Consider the following 17,051-nt stretch of genomic DNA (forward strand, 5'->3'; position numbering starts at 1 on the left):
TACATTTCCCCTTTTTATATGAAAAAACTCACTATTAAGGCCCATCCATTTATTGAGTCTGTGTACCTAAATGTTCAGTGCGCCAATGGGATGGAGTAACACCTTCCCATTGGCGGAAGGCGCGGTAGAACGAGTTTTGGTCCTCATATCCCATCAGGAAGGCCACTTCTTTAATATCGAGCGAGATGTCGGTTAAATACATTCGTGCCTGCTCTTGACGGACTTCTGCCAAGAGGTGCTTGAAGCTCCTGCCCTCATCAGTAAGCCGGCGCTGTAGAGTACGATCGCTCATCCCCATCTCCTTCGCGATCGTCTGTATGTCGGGGCGCCCTCCTGTTAGACTGCGCTTTATGATCCACTTCACGATCTCTGTAATGGGGGTGATACGTTGATGCTCACCCAACGATCGGTCCAGAACGGGAGTCAGGATCTCCAACAAATCTGCGTTGTACGAGACAAAGGGACGGTCCAGGTCTCTTCGATGTAGCGTCAACCGATTACCATTTGCACCGATCTGTATCGGGCAACCGAAGTAAGCTTCAAGTGCCTGTACATCGCCCATCGGTTGCGTGAATTCTACAGAACTTGCCATCAAGGGTTGGCCTGTTCCCCGACGCCCTAGCTCCAGAAGAAATGCCAGCGTGATCCCAACTAGCAAGGGCGGACCGGATTGCTCGGTATTCAACCAATCCAGTTCAATTGTGCAGTGTTCATCTTCCTCGTTTATGCGCAAAATTTCGGGGGGACAAAGTTGTTTGTATCGGGCCATTCGTTTGAGAGCGTCGCGGTAGTCACGAGCGTGATACGTCGCTAAGACGGACGGTGGATATTGAGCAGGTTCGAAGACGGTCGCGAGCTTGATGATCCCCTTGGCAGTGTCATCCATGATATCGGAATAAGCCTGCCAGATTGCTAAGTATTGGGCGGTGGGGACAACTGGTGCAGTAAGGATGGTGAGTGGCAGTTGTGCTTGTTGAACTACGTCGTTGGCGGTTATTCCTAGTTGGCGTAATCCTTCCCAAAATCCTGCCGGAATCTTAATTCGAGTCGGAGGTGTCATACTATGAGCCTTCTTTCTTTTATCTATGTAAACATTCACTAGATTAATTGTGCTTATAATCTATCTAATTGGTGGGACAGTTATATATTACCTGTCCCATGTCTCTCTGTAACTAGTAAAGAGAGACAAGTTACTTGCCGATTGCGCCAAATGGCGATGCGTGGTTCCATGCAAGCCAACTATCGAAACAGGTTTAATCAAGCGAAGTACATCACAATTATCTTTTTAAAAGCTATGTTACCGTCTAGGGTTATTTTTCGTGAGGTGGTTTCGTTCTTATAGGGTTACTGCCAACTTTACGTCATAAAACTCATGCTGATACAATAAAATGGAAAATAGAGGTGATTTCTCTAAGCTAAGAGAAATCACCTCTATTTTTATCTATCTTTTTAGATGTAATTTTACCAATTGCTTTAGGGGTAGTAAGCTTCTTTGGAATAACATCCTCGGTGGTTTTCAGCAGGAAAATCTGGCGCTGGACCACTTGTTATGAAATGGATCTTGAGAATCACTTTTTAGGCACTTGTTTTGGAATTACTACCTAAATTGTCTTTCACTAAATCTTAATTGCTTTCCAGCAAGCTTCAAGCGTCTGCTGAATTTGATATTCATCAAGAGAATATTTTCCTGCTAAATAGCCTTGTATGACAGAGTTAATCATTCCAGTCACGAGTTGGCAACATAATATGATGTCCATTTCACGGATCATACCCTGTTTTTGACCCTGTTCAATGATTGAGAAAATTTCGATGGCTGAGGGATCTAGCCTGTTCCTCACTTCTTCGGAGATATAGGGTGACTGGCAATAGTTCTCAATAAATGAAAGTTCTTTGGGATAGTTGAGCGCATAATCCGCCGTGCTTTTTAAAATACCTTTTAATCTTTCATAAACAGTCTGACTGGGATCATACCCAATCATAACTGATTCTCCCATATGAGTACGAGCATTCTCAAAGAGCTCACTAACCAGTTCCTCTTTGTTTTTATAATAATTATAAAAGGTGCTAGAACCCACATTTGCCCTCTTGAAAATTTTCGAAAAGGTAACGGACTGCAAGCCCTCTTCTGTAATTAAATCAAGGGTTGCAGACAAAATGTCTTCACGTTTACTCATTATGCACCTCGCTAAGGAATAAATATTCTATTCAATCATACAATTTGATTACTAACATGTCAATTAAGCGAATGAAAATTCCAAATAAACATGATCATTATGTTTAAAATTTGCTGAAAAACGTATGAATCTATTTATTTAGAATATTTATGCTAATTTTATTGACTTTTTCATGGAAAATACATACAGTAGAGTAGAATAAATATTCCATTCCAAGTGATAAGTAACACAGAAACTCAAATTCTAACCAGGAGGCTCTAACATGGTCGATTATAAAGGAAAGGTGGCACTGGTTACCGGTGCTTCTGCAGGGATCGGCAAGGCATACGCTACGGAACTGGCAGCTAAGGGCTGTCATGTGATTGTGGTAGCGCGATCGAAGGACAAATTGGAGACGCTGGCGAAGGAATTATCATCCACATACGGCATTAGGGCGTATGCTATACCAGCTGATTTATCCAAAACAGGCGCGACACGTCTGTTGGCTAAACAAATTGAAGAGCTTGGCCTAAACGTGAACATTTTGATCAATAATGCAGGTTTCGGTACCCACGGGCGTTTCGAGGAGATTTCAAGTGAGCGCGAACAGGAAATGATTAACCTAAATATTGCTGCCCTCGTGGATATTACCCATCAATTTTTGCCCTACATGCAGCAGCAAAAGAATGGAATTGTTGTAAATATAGCTTCCCTTGGCTCCTTTCAGTCCATCCCATATATGGCTACTTATGCAGCTACCAAAGCGTTTGTTCTTTCGTTCACTGAGTCAATCTTTGCAGAAAATCGCCATCTTGGGGTGCGAGTCCTTGCATTATGCCCGGGAACAACCAAGACAGAATTTTTCGATGTGATTGGCACAACGGAAATGCCAGGAGGAATTAAAGGCACTCCCGAGTCAGTTGTGAAAGCTGGCTTCCGAGGGATTGAGAAAGGACGAAGCTATATCATAGATGGTACCTCCAATTATTGGATGGCTCAAAGCGCTCGCTTTCTCACACGAAAATTTACGGCCATCATGACCGAGCGACTGACGCGTCCTGCGTCATCTAAGGCTGCGGCTTCAATACCAGCTTCGGATAAGTCTAAATAAGAGGTGGGGCAAGTGGAATCCCAAAAAATGAATGCCATCAATATTATTTCTAGGAGGTAGAATAGATGAGGTCGGAAGCTATACAAAAAAGGACGCTTGGACGCGAGGGGTTAGAGGTTTCAGCTTTAGGTCTTGGAACCATGATGATGCCGAATAATGAGGAATCGGTTCGCGTGATTCAGGAAGCGCTGGATAGCGGTGTCACCATGTTTGACACAGCTGATATTTATGGTGAATTTGCACAGCAACGATTCGGAGAAAACGAGAAGTTGGTAGGTCGGGCGCTTAAGGATAGAAGGGATAAAGCGGTGATCGCCACGAAATTTGGTATAACACATACCCAGGGGCCCAAAGGTGATCGGGCGTATATTAAAAAATCCGTGGATGCTAGCTTATACCATCTCGGATTGGATTACATTGACCTTTATTATCAACATCGCTACGATCCGAATACCCCTATTGAAGAAACGATTGGAACGATGGCCGACTTGGTTAAGGAGGGGAAAATTCGCTTTATCGGTCTTTCTGAAGCACCTGCTGATATCATCCGTCGTGCGCACACCGTTCATCCCATTACGGCAGTGGAAACGGAGTATTCTTTATGGAGTAGAGAAGTGGAAGATGAAGTACTTCCGGTTCTCAAAGAATTAGGAATTGGTTTTGTACCTTATAGCCCACTGGGACGGGGGTTCCTGACAGGACAAATTAAAAAGTTTGAGGATTTGGCTGAGGATGATTATAGGCGAAATTATGAGCGGTTCCAAGGCGATAACTTCATTAAAAATGTGGAAGTCGCAGGGCTGATAGAAGAGATGGCTTCAAAAAAAATGTGTACATCTGCTCAACTTGCATTGGCGTGGCTGCTCGCTCAAGGAGACTTCATTACGCCAATCCCTGGTACAACGCGAATAGACCGGGTGAAGGAGAATCTTGGCGCTCTACAGGTTCAACTTACTCCAGCGGATTTCGAAGAAATTGAACGTATCTCTCCAAAAGGCCTCGCTGCCGGTGGGCGTTTCTAAATTTACAGTAGCCATTCACACGCTAACATTGAGTATCAAAAAAACTCCTATATAGGAGTTTTTTTGATTTTTACAATCAAGTTCAAGATGAGTCCCAATTACTGTAGAGGCAGCTCCGAAGTATTGATAATAGGATCATCGTGAGAAAGAATAATATCGTCATTATTCCAACTATCTTAATGACGTTATTTTGTTTACAGGTTTGTTGCTTTACGTATTAATTCACAGTTTTTTTTCAACTCTCGGCCAAAAAATGTGTTTGTTGAACCTAGTAAATCTTAACGAAAGACACTGAATTTTTTCAACACGTTATTCGTTTCTTCTTCGGTAACGCCGATATAACGCAAAGTGACAGAAGGGTGAGAATGATGCAGGATCCGTTGCAACATCGCAATATCCTTTAATAAAAAAGCTATGTTAAAGGTAAGGGTTGATTTTTCGTAAGATTGTTTTGCTTGTGAAATGTTACACTTCAACTAACGGGGCAGGATAGCTCAAAACAATGCAGAACTATACTATTTAAAGGAGTGATAACTAAGTGGAGAAAACCATCGAGCCAGAGGTGGAGACATCAGCGTTTGTAGAGGTTTTTACAGCTGTTCTACCATTTGTTCTTTTAGCGGTACTAGTTGTACTCATTGTCTTCATTGTATATGTCGTAAAGATTGCTAATCGTTATCTAGCTAATGGCAAAATAGCTGAACAAAAATTCAAAAGGGAAGAAACAGATATACAGGAGATTAAAAAACAACTTGACCGAATTGAAAAAATCCTAAAAGAAGCAAAATGATTTTTCTTATTGTGCTAATAGGGCATTGATCTTAGAAGGATTAATGCCCTTTTCTGTTGAACTTCTTATTGTAGAAAAGGGGCAGGTTAGTGGTATTTTTTAGGTAATTAAAGGAAATAAACTTTGCGTAATTTTCCACTTTTTTTTTATAATAAATAATGGAATGTTAATTTTCTGTTAATTGAGGAGTTACGGTGTGAAGAATCGACTGGGGTAAATTAGGAAGTAGCGAGGATAAAACAGGGGGAATTTTATGATATGTCTTATCAATGATAAAGAACACAAAGAAAAAATAGCAAGAAATATATTGTGTGATCTACCAGATTGGTTTGGACTCCCAGAAAGCACGGACGAATATATACGTTACAGCAAGGATATGCCTTTTTGGGCCGATATTGAAGATGAAAAAACAAGAGGGTTTGCTGTATTGAAAGAGACAAGCCCCTATACTGTTGAAATATATGTTATGGGAGTGCTAAAAGAATTTCATAGGAAAAAAATAGGTAAGCAACTATTCCAATATTGTTATGAGTATTCTAAGGAACAAGGTTACTTATATATGCAAGTAAAAACAGTAAAAGAAGGGTGCTATGAAAATTATGATAGAACAATAGCCTTCTATAAGAATCTTGGGTTTAAAGAATTTGAATGTTTGCCTACCCTTTGGGATGAGTGGAATCCTTGTCAAATTTACGTAATGGCTCTTTAGTTAATTTTCATTTGGGGGCGTTGATCCAAGAAGAAGGATTAACGCTCTTTTAAAGCTCTTATTGGACAAACGGGCAGCATTTCTGAAATGAAGGAAATGAATTATGTATGCTAGAGCGACTAAGTTTGTGAATTAATGTACTTATACTAACGGGGGCTTTAGTTAAGAAGGCATCAAGAATGATGATTCGTCTAATCAAGAACATTTGGTGAAGGGGTTATTCTTGATTGATCAATTGAATAAAAAGTAAAAGTATCCTTTGAATGCCTTTCAGAGTGTAGACAAACCCCTTTTTCAAAAAGCTGTTGATATTCTTTTAATTAGTATTCACTCCCAAATTTTAAACTATAATAATTTTAACAATGCTTTGATATGGACGCAAAGAAAACGAGGGGATGGCTTGTATAAAATTGTAATTAAATTACTTTTAGTTTTGGGAGTGGTATTTTTAATGACCGGTTGCGGAGAAGATAAAAAAGAAATCACAGAAAAAGCAAATGAAGCAGCTATTAATTATTTAAAAGAAGAAAAAGATATAGTATTTAAACCTGAAAGTATCGAATTTACATCTGCTATAGGCGGAGGCACTGTCAGCGTAAATGGTTATGACAAAACTACATTGGAAAAATACAATGTATATGTTAATTATGGCGATGAAAAAGGGTATTGGGTTAGTGGTTATAGTACGGGAGAAGAAGTGGAAACCAAAGAGGTGAATTAAGAACAAGGCTGTTTTCGTATAGATTGTTGCTAAGAAGGACATACTGTATAGTAGAATAAAAGACTGAATCGGAGTGTTCCTAATGGCAATGGTTTGGTTTGGAGAGTGACAAAGGCAAAAAACATATCCATCACAGGAAACCTCGTAAACGGGGTGGTGTCGCTAAAAAACGGGGAATTTCCAAAGAACAAATTTGTGTAGTAGTTGCACACGATAGAAATGGTCAAATTCTTTCTCAAACAGCAGGATTAGGACGTATAACGGCTATTGAATTAGACTCGGTGTTAGGAAAACATATAGACTCCTCTGCTTTGTTATGCACTGATACAGCCACAAACTATAAGAAGTTTGCAACAATGAAAAAGTTGCAACACGAAGCAATCAACGTTAGTAAAAAACAGTACAAAAATAAGGGCATTTACCATATTCAACACGTTAATGGGTATCATAAACGCTTAAAAAAATGGATGGATAGATTTCAAGGAGTAGCCACTAAATATCTTGATAATTACCTTTTCTGGCATCGTTACCTTGAACTTAATAAGAAAATGCCTTTTCAAGAACGTGTGAAGAATTTGCTATAGCTTCCTGTAAACGTGTGAACTATACAACCGTTGAAAGTATTAGAAAAAGTGTGTAAAACACTCCCTCTATGGCGATAACTTTACTTTTAGAGTGCAAAACATATCGCATTTCTTACAAATTTCAAAGTTATATTCACGATGGTCTGTCTTTCTGAGATTTATTGCTTTATAATTTCTCTCAATTCCTGCGTTATTTCTTTGGATGTGAAATATACTCTGTCTTCGTGACCGATATAGAAAAATGCACTTTGTTCTCCCTCTTCGCCTAAATAACATTGTAACAACCAATTGTCGCCTTTATAGTCTGTAATGAGTAAATCATAATTCACACCTTCCAGCTTGTCCTTCTCTTGTTTAGCAGTTATGAAGGCGTTTTTTAAAGTATCCAATTCTTTCGAGTCTTCAAAAGTTACAAAGAATTCATTGTTAAGTTTTCCAAAAGCAGTCGATTTGGAAATAGCGATTTCTTTTATATCGCTGACATCAACCATCAACATTCCATTTTCCTTTTCGGATTGACAGCCTGTTAATGCTAAAGTTATGAAAATAGATGTCAAGATTGTAAATATTAATTTGCAATTCATTCTCATCACCTCCAAATTCAATTACTGCAATAATTATCCTACCAAGAACTATTATACTATTGTTTCTGGAAAATTTTCCAATCCCTTTGTTATCCATTAGCAACAATCATTTAGAAAAGAGCCAAGAACAAAGACCATCTCTATTAGAATAGAAGAATAGGAATAGAAGAAGGGGCTGTCTAATCGACTTTGTCGACAGCCTGAGGAGCTGATCATCAGCTCCTTTTTTCTTTGTGTAACGAATGTGGCAGAATCGATTGTTTAAATTAGGAGGAGAATATGGGTCTTTTGTTGAAGTGTAATTAAAAGTGGAGGTGCACAATGCAAGAATATATATATCATATGGTTCCTAAAGAGATGATTGGCGACAAACTTATACCATTACATGCATTAGGTAAAACCTTTCCTCATTTGTATGAGAAATATAGGAGAAAGTATTTGGATCACCCTGAGAGACCAAAATTGCTAACAAAACAAATTCCAAAACTTAATTGTTTATGGAATGATGTCCTTCATTTTCTACCTCTACATCCTTACTTTGTTTATGAAGCTCTCACAAGCTTAGGAATAAAAACTAAAGAAGAACAAAATTTTTTTAAAATCCCCATTGAAAGACTAACACATAATAGAAATGCTATATATCTATACACAAAAGAGAAATATAAAGGTCCAGCGGAAGATATTGAAGAAGATGAAATTAAGCTATTGAACATTGAGACTTATAAAGAACTTAAAGAAATACCCGCTGCATCAGTAGAATATTACAAAACTGAAAATGAAAAGGGTAACAGATTTGGTCTCTTTCCATACATTCCCCATTTATTAAGTCTGGGAGAGGTTGAAATAAATAATGTGGAGATTATATCTTGGAACCAATTAAAATGAATCGCCTTTTGGTGAGGAAATGAAATATATACTTTGATCTTTATATTTTCATAAGAGGTGAATTCAATGGTTATAAGAAGAGCAACATTAGCAGATGCGATAGATATTGCGAAGGTACACGTTGATAGTTGGAGATCTACTTATAAAAACATCATTCCAGATGAACTTTTAAAGAAATTATCATATGATCAGCGGACTGACTTGTGGATCCGTAATATTTCTAAAGAAGGAAATTATGTCTTTGTAGCAGAAAATAATGAAGGAGAAATCGTAGGCTTTGCCGATTGCGGTAAAAAAGAAAAGAATACTGTCACTGAATCTGGTGATTTAACTTCTATTTATCTCCTTGAAGAGTATCAAGGAAAAGGGATTGGAAAGCAACTATTGAAACAGCTTTTTCTTCAATTTCAAGCACTTGGTTTCAATAGAGTATTTGTTGAAGTATTGGAAGATAATAATACCCGTTATTTCTATGAGTATTATGATGCAAACCTACTTAAATCAGAAAAAATAACAATCGCAGGTGCTGAAATGAATCTTTTGATATACGAGTGGAATAACCTTAACCAAGTCTTATCTAAGTTCTGACCACTTTAGTTGGATCAATACCTTCCAACAAATAGAGTGATAGGAAAACTAAGTACATTCCGTTTATTATAATTAATTTCAATTGTAGAGTTAGTAGGAGAAAGAAGATGAAATTTAGAAAAAGGAAAAGAGATAGGCTGAAAGGCTTTTTTAAAGATATCTTAGAGGAGCTAAGTGCGTCCATTATATTTGAAGTGGTTTGGTACATCATTATGCTTATTCCTAGAATGATGATTCGCATAGTCAAGAATATTTGGTGAATATAATTACATAAAAAGAAACCCACTTGAATCAATCTACAAAATGGGTTCTTCTCATATACGCTACTATAATCGTTGATTAAGGTTCCAAAACTTCATGCCTTTATCTGTATGAAGTTTTTTTTGTGATACACACTTAAAATTAAACCGAACAAGAAGGCGTTAATCATGGCAGATAATGCACCATAGCTCATAAATGGAAGGGATAGGCTTATGATCGGTAATAAGCCGAGAGACATTCCGATGCTGATGGTTACTTGTGCAGTGAATATGGCAAAACAGCCGGAAACAAGCATTTTCCCAAAAGGGTCTTTCACAGTTTGGAATATACGAGAAATTCGCCAAATCATCCATAAAAATAGGAGACCTATGAGCAAGGCCCCAACCCAGCCAAGATTATAGGTAATGGTGACAAAGATAAAATCCGTCATCATTTCATTAGAAAAATCAAACGCTCCAAGGGAACCAAAATGACCAAACCATCCGGCATCCTCAATTAGCCTTTCTAGTTTCAAATAGGTATACCCTGATGTCTCACTGAATTTTTCAGGCGTAACGAAGGCAGTAAGTCGTTGAAATTGATAGATCTTTATATCTTTCAAGGATATCGAGACTAGTATAAGGGAAACACATGCAGTAAACAGGACCCCAGCCGTGATAAGGAGTTTCTTTTTACTTAGGCCGCTTCGCCAGACCATTACAGCAACCATCAATGAGTAAAGCCCCACCGCCTGCACGTTGACTGTATTCATAAACAAATAGACCGAACAAATGTATAAAAAGGCAGCCAAATAAACATTCATCTTTTTCGATTGCAGTATTCCGGCCCAGGCCAGGAGGAAAATAGGCAGAACTACAATAGAATCGACCGACATTAAGCCCAGAATATTCAGTTGAGGACGCCCGTGCACGATTACATTGGAAAATATGAACTGAACAAGAATCAGACATCCCACCGTAAAGAAAACCCAGCCCCATCTTTGTAATTTACGATAATCGAAAAAAAGTAGGAGGCAGGCCAAAATGACACTTCCTGTTACAGAATATACCTGTTTCAGTACGGAAAAGGTATGACCATCCTTAAATAAGAAGGATAATAAAAACAGACCCGTAGCGGACATGAACAGAAACATGCTCATTAGCTTCCAATCGATTTTTGGTCTGTGCAGCTTGTCCATCTTCAGTCCAATGTCAGAGGGGTTACCCATATTCCTAACAGCCATTTCCTCTGCTTCGTCCTCTTGATAACCTTTTTTGATCCATTCGGTTTTGGATTGATGCAAATGGTTCTTAAATTCAGCTTCTATATACTTTTTGGCTTCTTTTGATCGGATATACGACGAAACCTCATCTAAAAATTGATTGCTTCTCAATCGCCTCTTCCTCCTTCAAACGCTGTCCTCCAAAGAGCTGAGGCAGAACCACTTTTTGATTCCTTTTTCTTTAGCCACTTTTTCGCACGTTCATCCAAGGAATAGAGTTTCCTTTCATCCGTTTCCCAAAAAGACAGGAGCCAGCCTTCCTTCTCAAGCTCATGCAAGACAGTATACAAGGAACCATCTTTACCTTCAAAATTCCGGATGCCTTTCTGGTAGAGCGATTCATTAATTTGATAACCACTTTTCTCCTTATCCAATGATCTGAAAATGGCAATCATGATGTCTTCCATGCTCGCATCCTGCTTTTTGATAGAAGAATGGATGGAACTTCTATGGTCATCCGTGAATTTCAATTCAGGAAATGTATGTTTTTTCATAGCCGATTTCAAGCGTGTTAATTTATCTTCCATCGGTAGATTCCTCCCAATAGGTTTTTAGCCTTCTTTTCGCCTGGCGCATACGGGTCTTCACAGTGCCGAGTTTGACCCCGGTAATTTCAGAGATCTCCTTGAGCTTCATTTCCTGAAAATAATGAAGGTAAATCAGCTCGCGATACTGAATCGGCAGGGCCATGACTGCATCAGCCAGTTTTCTATCTTCATCCTGCTGAATGACATCATCTTCCACATTATTGGTAGAAGTCCATTCAAGCTCCTGATCCGCAGTCGAAACGTTTCGGAAGTACCAGCTTTTCCTATAATCCTTACAATGATTAATAGCGATTTTCCAAAGCCACGTCCGTATACTAGATTGTTGGTTATATGTAGGCAAAGCTTTATAAGATTTGATGAAGATCTCCTGTGTCAGGTCCTCGGCGACAACTGCATCTTTTACATAGGAATAGACCAATTGCAAAATATCCTGACCATAAAGGGACATCATTTCATCAAATAAGGCTTCATCATCTTTCAATTGAGACCACTTCAACACAAACTCCTCCAAAACAGTTCACACTTCCTTTCCTAGATATATAGACGATAGTACTTATAAGAAGGTTTTCTATTTTTATAAAATTATCCCATTTGTTGTGATGGCAGTTGAAAATAAGAAATATTGATTGATTTATAATGAAGTATTCTGTATATCCGATTGTTGAATACTATAAGTAAAAATAGTGTAGGAGGGGTTACAATTTGGAGATGGAAGGAATAAAGACCATATTAAGTGAAACATTTGAGGGCCCGGAAGGCAACTCGAGTTGGTTCACTGAATCGAAGCCAGGGAGTGGATTGTTCGGCACTATTGATCCATTAAGCTCTGAGGAGGCTTCGGTACTAATCGAAGGCGTGACGATCGCGGCTCATACGGATCACACACGTTACCACTTATGGGCGAATAACCAATCATTGGAGGGCAAGGAGCAGGATTTCAATTGGGATGAAAGTTGGGAAATCGGAGCAGTGACAAGCGGTGAATGGGAGGACATAAAGAATGGGCTTCATCATGAATACATGAAGATGGATGAATACATCAGTCAGGAACGAGATATGAATTCTTCTACGGCCACTATTCTCTTAGGGGCATTGGCCCATGCTGCATATCATTTAGGAGCAATCAGGCAGATGGTCAAGGGTATAAATAACTTATAAGGGGTGTGAGTTGGTTGAAGATTGTGGCTATCTTTAACGGGACAGGTTAGTGGAAGAACATATTGAGGACGTACTCTCAATAAGCAATACACACCTGATAATTTTATAGGGTGAATACTTCGACTATTATTACTATCGTCCCTAAAAATAAAGCCACAGTTAAAAAGAACCACACTAATAGGTTTACTGGATTATGAAGTCCCATAACCTCTTGCCACGTAGCTTTATGAGCCCTGTCATTTACCTGATATCTTTTAAGCTGAATGTATAAATAAATATTTATTACAATTGAAATTATTATTAAAATAACTAAAAATGAAGTGAAAGTTATATCCATATTAAATTCATTCCCTTCTGCTCTTAGAATTTAAGTGGAAATTATAACATCATTATTTTATTTTAACATATATAACCAAATCCTTTGCGTGTTTTCAATCAACCTTAAACATAGCCTGATATAAACATTGTTTAAAAGAAATAATACACTGTTTTGTGATGTTTCTAATTTAAACTAACGGGGCAGGTTAGTGAAACTTTAGTATCTAGTTCGTAAAAATACGATATGGAACCATTTAAGTCTAAAAGGAGGGATTGAATTGAGTTTCGCTACTTGGTTTGCTGTCGGCATTGGCACAGCTATTGCAATAGGTTTATTCGGAAAATTGAAAAGGAAAGAATAAAACTGTTTCTTCATATTGAAGAAAGGTTCATTTTTTACTAATGGGTGCGTTAGTTGAAGATATAAAAATCATAGTACGTTATAGAGGAGATCGTTGCTATCCCTTTTATCTTCTTTACATCAACTAAGGGACTTAAAAATAGCCCATAAAAAAAGAGAGCAGCTGTATAATTTACAGCTGCTCTCCTGATTTTAAAGCCCCAATATTAATCTCGTAATCTCCTGTACAATGCAATACTTAGTCTACAGGACGGTCCTCAAAGTCATAGTCCACCGTGACAGGAGCGACCCGTGCATTTTTTAATGCCGGCGTTTCCGGACGGGCAATTTGATACACGCTGGCACCGACAATTTCAGCTGCTTGCTGTAATTTTTCTTTCGAGATCTTATCCAGTGTATCTGTAGGCTGGTGATACCAAGGCTCTACAGGGGAGTGGATGAACAGGGCGGATGGAATGCCAAGCTCATGGAATGGTTGGTGGTCACTTCTGCCAAGCTGTCCAAAAGGAATCGCCACATCCATTGTTCTTGCTCCTGCTGAGGAACCCAGGTCCGTTACAAGGTTTTTCTTTCCATCGATGGTATACATGATCAAACCGCCTGCTGGATTATCCGCTCCTGCATCACGTCCACCTATCATATCCATTTGGAAGTGAGCCACCATGCGGTCTACATCCGATTTGGGAAGGGAATTCGCATAGAAGGATGATCCAACGAGCCCTCTTTCCTCCGCTCCGAACGTCATGAAGCGAATTTCCGTGTCAATTGGCGTTTTGGCCAGGATTCTTGCCAATTCCAGCACAGCCGATACACCCGAAGCATCATCGTTTGCGCCAGGGCCGCCTGGGACAGAATCATGGTGGGCCCCAACCGTGATGATTTGACCATTATCCTTATTAGGTTTTGGCTTTAGGGAAGCGATGACATTGTAGGATGTCTTTTCGATTCTTTCGACTTTACCCACTTCCAGAGTGGCTGTGACCGGTTTCGTTTTAAGCTGTTCGACCAGTTCTACCCCTTGGGCTTGGGTAATGGCTACAGCAGGTATATTTTGCCCGGCTGATACTTGTCCAAAGTTATTTCCTGAAGGGGAGTTGTTGTACATCAAGACGCCAACCGCTCCCTTATTTAGGACATTCTGAACCTTATCAACAAAGTTAATGTCCCCACGTTCGATTAGGGCAATTTTCCCGGATACATCGCCAATCTCCTCTGGTTTTGCTTTTCCAACATAAACAAGTTCAGCCGTGACCTTCCCGCTGATACTGCCGCTAAAGGCACGCGGTGTTCCTCCTAAATCGCTGTCACCAAGTTTAACTTTTACAATCTGTACCGTATCATAGATGGGAAAAGGCTGAATCTTTGTTTCAAAACCTAGACTCTTAAACTGGCTTTCTATGTATTTGACTGCACGGATCTCGCCTTCTGTACCAGCTGCCCTCGGTTCCTCTGAAAGATAGGCAATCGTGTTATACATGTTGTCCGCACTGATTTTTTTAATTACTTTGTTATCAAAAGCTGTGCTGGACTGGGCATTTGGTGCCCCGTTTCCGTTTGGTTGTGCCAATGCTGTACCAGATGATAGAACCATCCCCGTAGCTAATAGAACTGTTAATGATTTTCTATACATAAAATCCCACCTTCGTCATATTATCCCTAATTATGTAATTTACTGAATAGTTTGTAAATGAGTCGTTAGTCTGTAAAATCCAACAATCAGTCGGTATCTGACCCCTACTTTTATCCTGATAGCTAGGGAAATCCGGGTAGGGAAAAAGGTATCCATCTATCTTTTGCCGAAAAGATAAGGGACTAGTAGAAATGCTTTTTAGTAGGGAATAGATTTAGGAGGGAAAGGATTGAAACAAACCTTATTGATCATTGATGCACAACAGGATTTAATGGAAGGGAACTCAGAGGAACAAGGGGTTTTTGAGAAAGAAAGGCTCATTCATACGATTAATACTGTCATTGAAAAAGCGATACGTGAAGGGATTCCCGTTGTTTTCATCAGGGATTTAGATGTGGCAAATGGTGAAGACCTGGATTTCAGATACATAGAGATATTAACGTTCCATCAACGGCTACTATCTTGGACAAAGCGGCCACCAATTCGTTTTATGGCACACCGTTGAACGAACATTTACGTGAAAACCATGTGGAGCACCTTGTGATAATGGGATGCAAGACCGAGCATTGTATTGATACGGCCGTACGTACAGCAACGATCAATCAGTATGATGTCACGTTAGTGGGGGATGGACACTCCACGACTGACTCGAAAATCCTATCGGCCAAACAAATCATCCTCCATCACAACGAGACCCTCCATGGTCACTATAATGTAGATAACTTTTCCCTTGTTAGACAATCTACTGAAGATGTATTTAACCCAGGCCATAGTGAATACCGATCATCCAATTAAAACGGATAAGGAAATGGCGATAAAAGAAACAACCAAAAAGATGTGGACCTATAACAGATCCACAGCTCTTTATCTTTCATTCCTTCATTTTCGGATTTTTTCCATTTCATCTGCTACAAATTGTACTTGCGTTCCAACAATCACTTGAATGCTTTGTGGCCCGACAATATTGATTCCTGGTACTCCTGTTGATTTAATCTTATCTTGGTCAACGGCATCCATGTTTTTGACTTCAATTCTTAAGCGTGTTACACAATTATCAATAGACGTCACATTAGCGTCCCCGCCTAGACCATCATAAATTTTGGCCGCCATGACAGCGAATTTATTTCCTACTGGTGTATTGTTTGCATCTACTTCAATATCGTCATCTGTATCGGCTTCCCTACCAGGAGTCGCTAAGTTGAACTTCGTAATCAAGAAACGGAATAATACATAATAAATGACGGCAAAGATTAGACCTTGAAGTAGTAACATATATGGCTGATTAGCCAATGGTAGTCTTGAACTTAAAACGAAGTCGACTAGTCCCGCACTAAAACCAAATCCTGCTGTCCAATGGAAAAATGCTGCAATGGCTAATGAAATACCTGTTAAGGCTGCATGAACTACATAAAGAGCCGGAGCTAAAAACATAAATGAAAATTCAAGTGGTTCTGTAACCCCTGTAAAGAATGAAGCAAATCCTGCTGCTAACATTAACGATGCCGCTTGTTTTTTTCTTTTCGTTTTTGCAGTATGATACATGGCTAAAGCAGCGGCCGGTAAACCGAACATCATGATTGGGAAGAACCCTGCTTGATACATCCCTGTAGTTCCCTTTGTTCCCGTTCCTGCCCAGAAATTTCCGATATCATTAATTCCAGCTACATCAAACCAAAACACGGAGTTTAATGCATGATGCAGTCCTGTTGGAATTAAAAGTCTATTGAAGAATCCATATAATCCTGCACCCACAAAATCTAACTTACTAATCGCTGTACCGAAAGATACCAATCCTGTAAAGATGACTGGCCATGCAAAGAATAATATCACGGAAACCAGCAACATTGAAACCGCTGTCATGATTGGTACTAAACGTTTTCCACTAAAGAAGGATAAGGCAGCTGGCAATTGTACATGACTAAACCGATTGTACATGATCGAAGCTACGATTCCCGAGAGAATCCCAACAAATTGATTTTCTATTTTTTCAAAGGCTGGGTTTACATTATCTGCATCAATGCCTTGTAGCATAGCCACTGAATCTATCGAAAGCAAAGTTGTAACAACTAGGTAGGCGACTAACCCACTCAATGCAGCTGATCCGTCTTTGTGTTTAGACATACCTAGAGCTACTCCGACTGCAAATAAGATTGACATGTTATCAATAATGGAAGATCCAGCTTTAATGAAGAACGCAGCTATCGGATTATCAGCTCCCCAACCGGAAGGATCGATCCAATAACCGATTCCCATCAAAATGGCTGCAGCTGGTAATACTGCTACTGGTAACATCAATGAGCGACCAATTTTCTGTAGATATTTCATCATTTTAAATACCCCCTATCAATTTTTTAAATTGAATAATAT

At 39.2% G+C, this 17,051-nt stretch carries 16 protein-coding genes and 2 pseudogenes; 10 read left to right on the forward strand and 8 right to left on the reverse strand.

The features are described 5' to 3' along the window. Window positions 1–49: 49 nt before the first annotated feature. Complete coding sequence (locus tag ACIQXR_RS14390) at window positions 50–1,060, reverse strand: AraC family transcriptional regulator (protein WP_402873435.1); 1,011 nt, start codon at window positions 1,058–1,060, stop codon at window positions 50–52. Between the two features lie 556 nt (window positions 1,061–1,616). Further along, window positions 1,617–2,174 carry a TetR/AcrR family transcriptional regulator gene (locus ACIQXR_RS14395; RefSeq protein ID WP_402873438.1) on the reverse strand — a complete coding sequence of 186 codons (558 nt, stop codon included), beginning with the start codon at window positions 2,172–2,174 and terminating at the stop codon, window positions 1,617–1,619. Window positions 2,175–2,436: 262 nt separating this feature from the next. On the opposite strand from ACIQXR_RS14395, the gene ACIQXR_RS14400 reads away from it, so the two are divergent. The 6 genes and pseudogenes from ACIQXR_RS14400 to ACIQXR_RS14425 all read left to right on the forward strand — a co-directional run. Continuing rightward, entirely contained in the window at window positions 2,437–3,264 is an 828-nt protein-coding gene (locus ACIQXR_RS14400) for an SDR family NAD(P)-dependent oxidoreductase (RefSeq protein WP_402873440.1), read from the forward strand. Between the two features lie 80 nt (window positions 3,265–3,344). Then, the gene (locus ACIQXR_RS14405; RefSeq protein WP_402873919.1) at window positions 3,345–4,286 is read left to right on the forward strand and encodes an aldo/keto reductase; all 942 of its coding nucleotides are present in this window, start codon (window positions 3,345–3,347) and stop codon (window positions 4,284–4,286) included. A 538-nt stretch (window positions 4,287–4,824) separates the two neighbouring features. Then, window positions 4,825–5,076, forward strand: coding sequence for a hypothetical protein (locus tag ACIQXR_RS14410; RefSeq protein WP_402873443.1), 252 nt, complete (start codon window positions 4,825–4,827; stop codon window positions 5,074–5,076). Window positions 5,077–5,329: 253 nt separating this feature from the next. Further along, window positions 5,330–5,785 (forward strand): GNAT family N-acetyltransferase, encoded by a 456-nt coding sequence (locus tag ACIQXR_RS14415; protein ID WP_402873445.1) that lies wholly within the window; start codon window positions 5,330–5,332, stop codon window positions 5,783–5,785. Window positions 5,786–6,185: 400 nt separating this feature from the next. After that, entirely contained in the window at window positions 6,186–6,506 is a 321-nt protein-coding gene (locus ACIQXR_RS14420) for a hypothetical protein (protein WP_403080222.1), read from the forward strand. 92 nt (window positions 6,507–6,598) lie between these two features. Next, window positions 6,599–7,146, forward strand: a pseudogene (locus ACIQXR_RS14425) (IS1595 family transposase); the annotation flags it as partial. Between the two features lie 102 nt (window positions 7,147–7,248). On the opposite strand, the gene ACIQXR_RS14430 reads toward ACIQXR_RS14425, so the two are convergent. Then, the gene (locus tag ACIQXR_RS14430; RefSeq protein WP_402873451.1) at window positions 7,249–7,674 is read right to left on the reverse strand and encodes a type 1 periplasmic-binding domain-containing protein; all 426 of its coding nucleotides are present in this window, start codon (window positions 7,672–7,674) and stop codon (window positions 7,249–7,251) included. Window positions 7,675–7,995: 321 nt separating this feature from the next. Here ACIQXR_RS14430 and ACIQXR_RS14435 point away from each other — a divergent pair, with 321 nt between their 5' ends. Then, complete coding sequence (locus ACIQXR_RS14435; RefSeq protein ID WP_402873453.1) at window positions 7,996–8,559, forward strand: group-specific protein; 564 nt, start codon at window positions 7,996–7,998, stop codon at window positions 8,557–8,559. A gap of 66 nt (window positions 8,560–8,625) precedes the next feature. Then, window positions 8,626–9,147: a GNAT family N-acetyltransferase gene (locus ACIQXR_RS14440; protein ID WP_402873456.1), complete on the forward strand. Its 522-nt coding sequence runs from the start codon at window positions 8,626–8,628 to the stop codon at window positions 9,145–9,147. A 355-nt stretch (window positions 9,148–9,502) separates the two neighbouring features. Here the strand turns inward: ACIQXR_RS14440 and ACIQXR_RS14445 are convergent, their stop codons facing one another. From ACIQXR_RS14445 to ACIQXR_RS14455, 3 genes are read right to left on the reverse strand one after another with little or no spacing between them, the layout of a single operon-like run. After that, window positions 9,503–10,780, reverse strand: a complete 1,278-nt coding sequence (locus ACIQXR_RS14445; RefSeq protein WP_402873458.1) for an FtsW/RodA/SpoVE family cell cycle protein — start codon at window positions 10,778–10,780, stop codon at window positions 9,503–9,505. Further along, window positions 10,777–11,196, reverse strand: coding sequence for a PadR family transcriptional regulator (locus tag ACIQXR_RS14450; RefSeq protein ID WP_402873460.1), 420 nt, complete (start codon window positions 11,194–11,196; stop codon window positions 10,777–10,779). Before ACIQXR_RS14450 ends, ACIQXR_RS14445 begins: the two co-directional genes overlap by 4 nt. Further along, window positions 11,186–11,728, reverse strand: a complete 543-nt coding sequence (locus tag ACIQXR_RS14455; protein WP_402873463.1) for a sigma-70 family RNA polymerase sigma factor — start codon at window positions 11,726–11,728, stop codon at window positions 11,186–11,188. The genes ACIQXR_RS14450 and ACIQXR_RS14455 overlap by 11 nt, the downstream gene beginning before the upstream one ends. 191 nt (window positions 11,729–11,919) lie before the next feature. On the opposite strand from ACIQXR_RS14455, the gene ACIQXR_RS14460 reads away from it, so the two are divergent. Beyond that, window positions 11,920–12,375, forward strand: coding sequence for a hypothetical protein (locus tag ACIQXR_RS14460; RefSeq protein WP_402873466.1), 456 nt, complete (start codon window positions 11,920–11,922; stop codon window positions 12,373–12,375). 917 nt (window positions 12,376–13,292) lie between these two features. Here ACIQXR_RS14460 and ACIQXR_RS14465 read toward each other — a convergent pair. Then, entirely contained in the window at window positions 13,293–14,684 is a 1,392-nt protein-coding gene (locus ACIQXR_RS14465; RefSeq protein WP_403080224.1) for a M28 family peptidase, read from the reverse strand. Between the two features lie 229 nt (window positions 14,685–14,913). Between ACIQXR_RS14465 and ACIQXR_RS14470 the strand changes: the two are divergent. Further along, window positions 14,914–15,479 (forward strand): annotated as a pseudogene (locus tag ACIQXR_RS14470) (cysteine hydrolase family protein). Between the two features lie 84 nt (window positions 15,480–15,563). On the opposite strand, the gene nagE reads toward ACIQXR_RS14470, so the two are convergent. Continuing rightward, the gene (gene nagE, locus ACIQXR_RS14475) at window positions 15,564–17,012 is read right to left on the reverse strand and encodes an N-acetylglucosamine-specific PTS transporter subunit IIBC (protein WP_403080226.1); all 1,449 of its coding nucleotides are present in this window, start codon (window positions 17,010–17,012) and stop codon (window positions 15,564–15,566) included. Window positions 17,013–17,051 lie beyond the last annotated feature (39 nt).

The sequence above is a fragment of the Peribacillus sp. NPDC097224 genome (assembly GCF_044761985.1).
In the GTDB taxonomy this organism is placed as follows: domain Bacteria; phylum Bacillota; class Bacilli; order Bacillales; family DSM-1321; genus Peribacillus.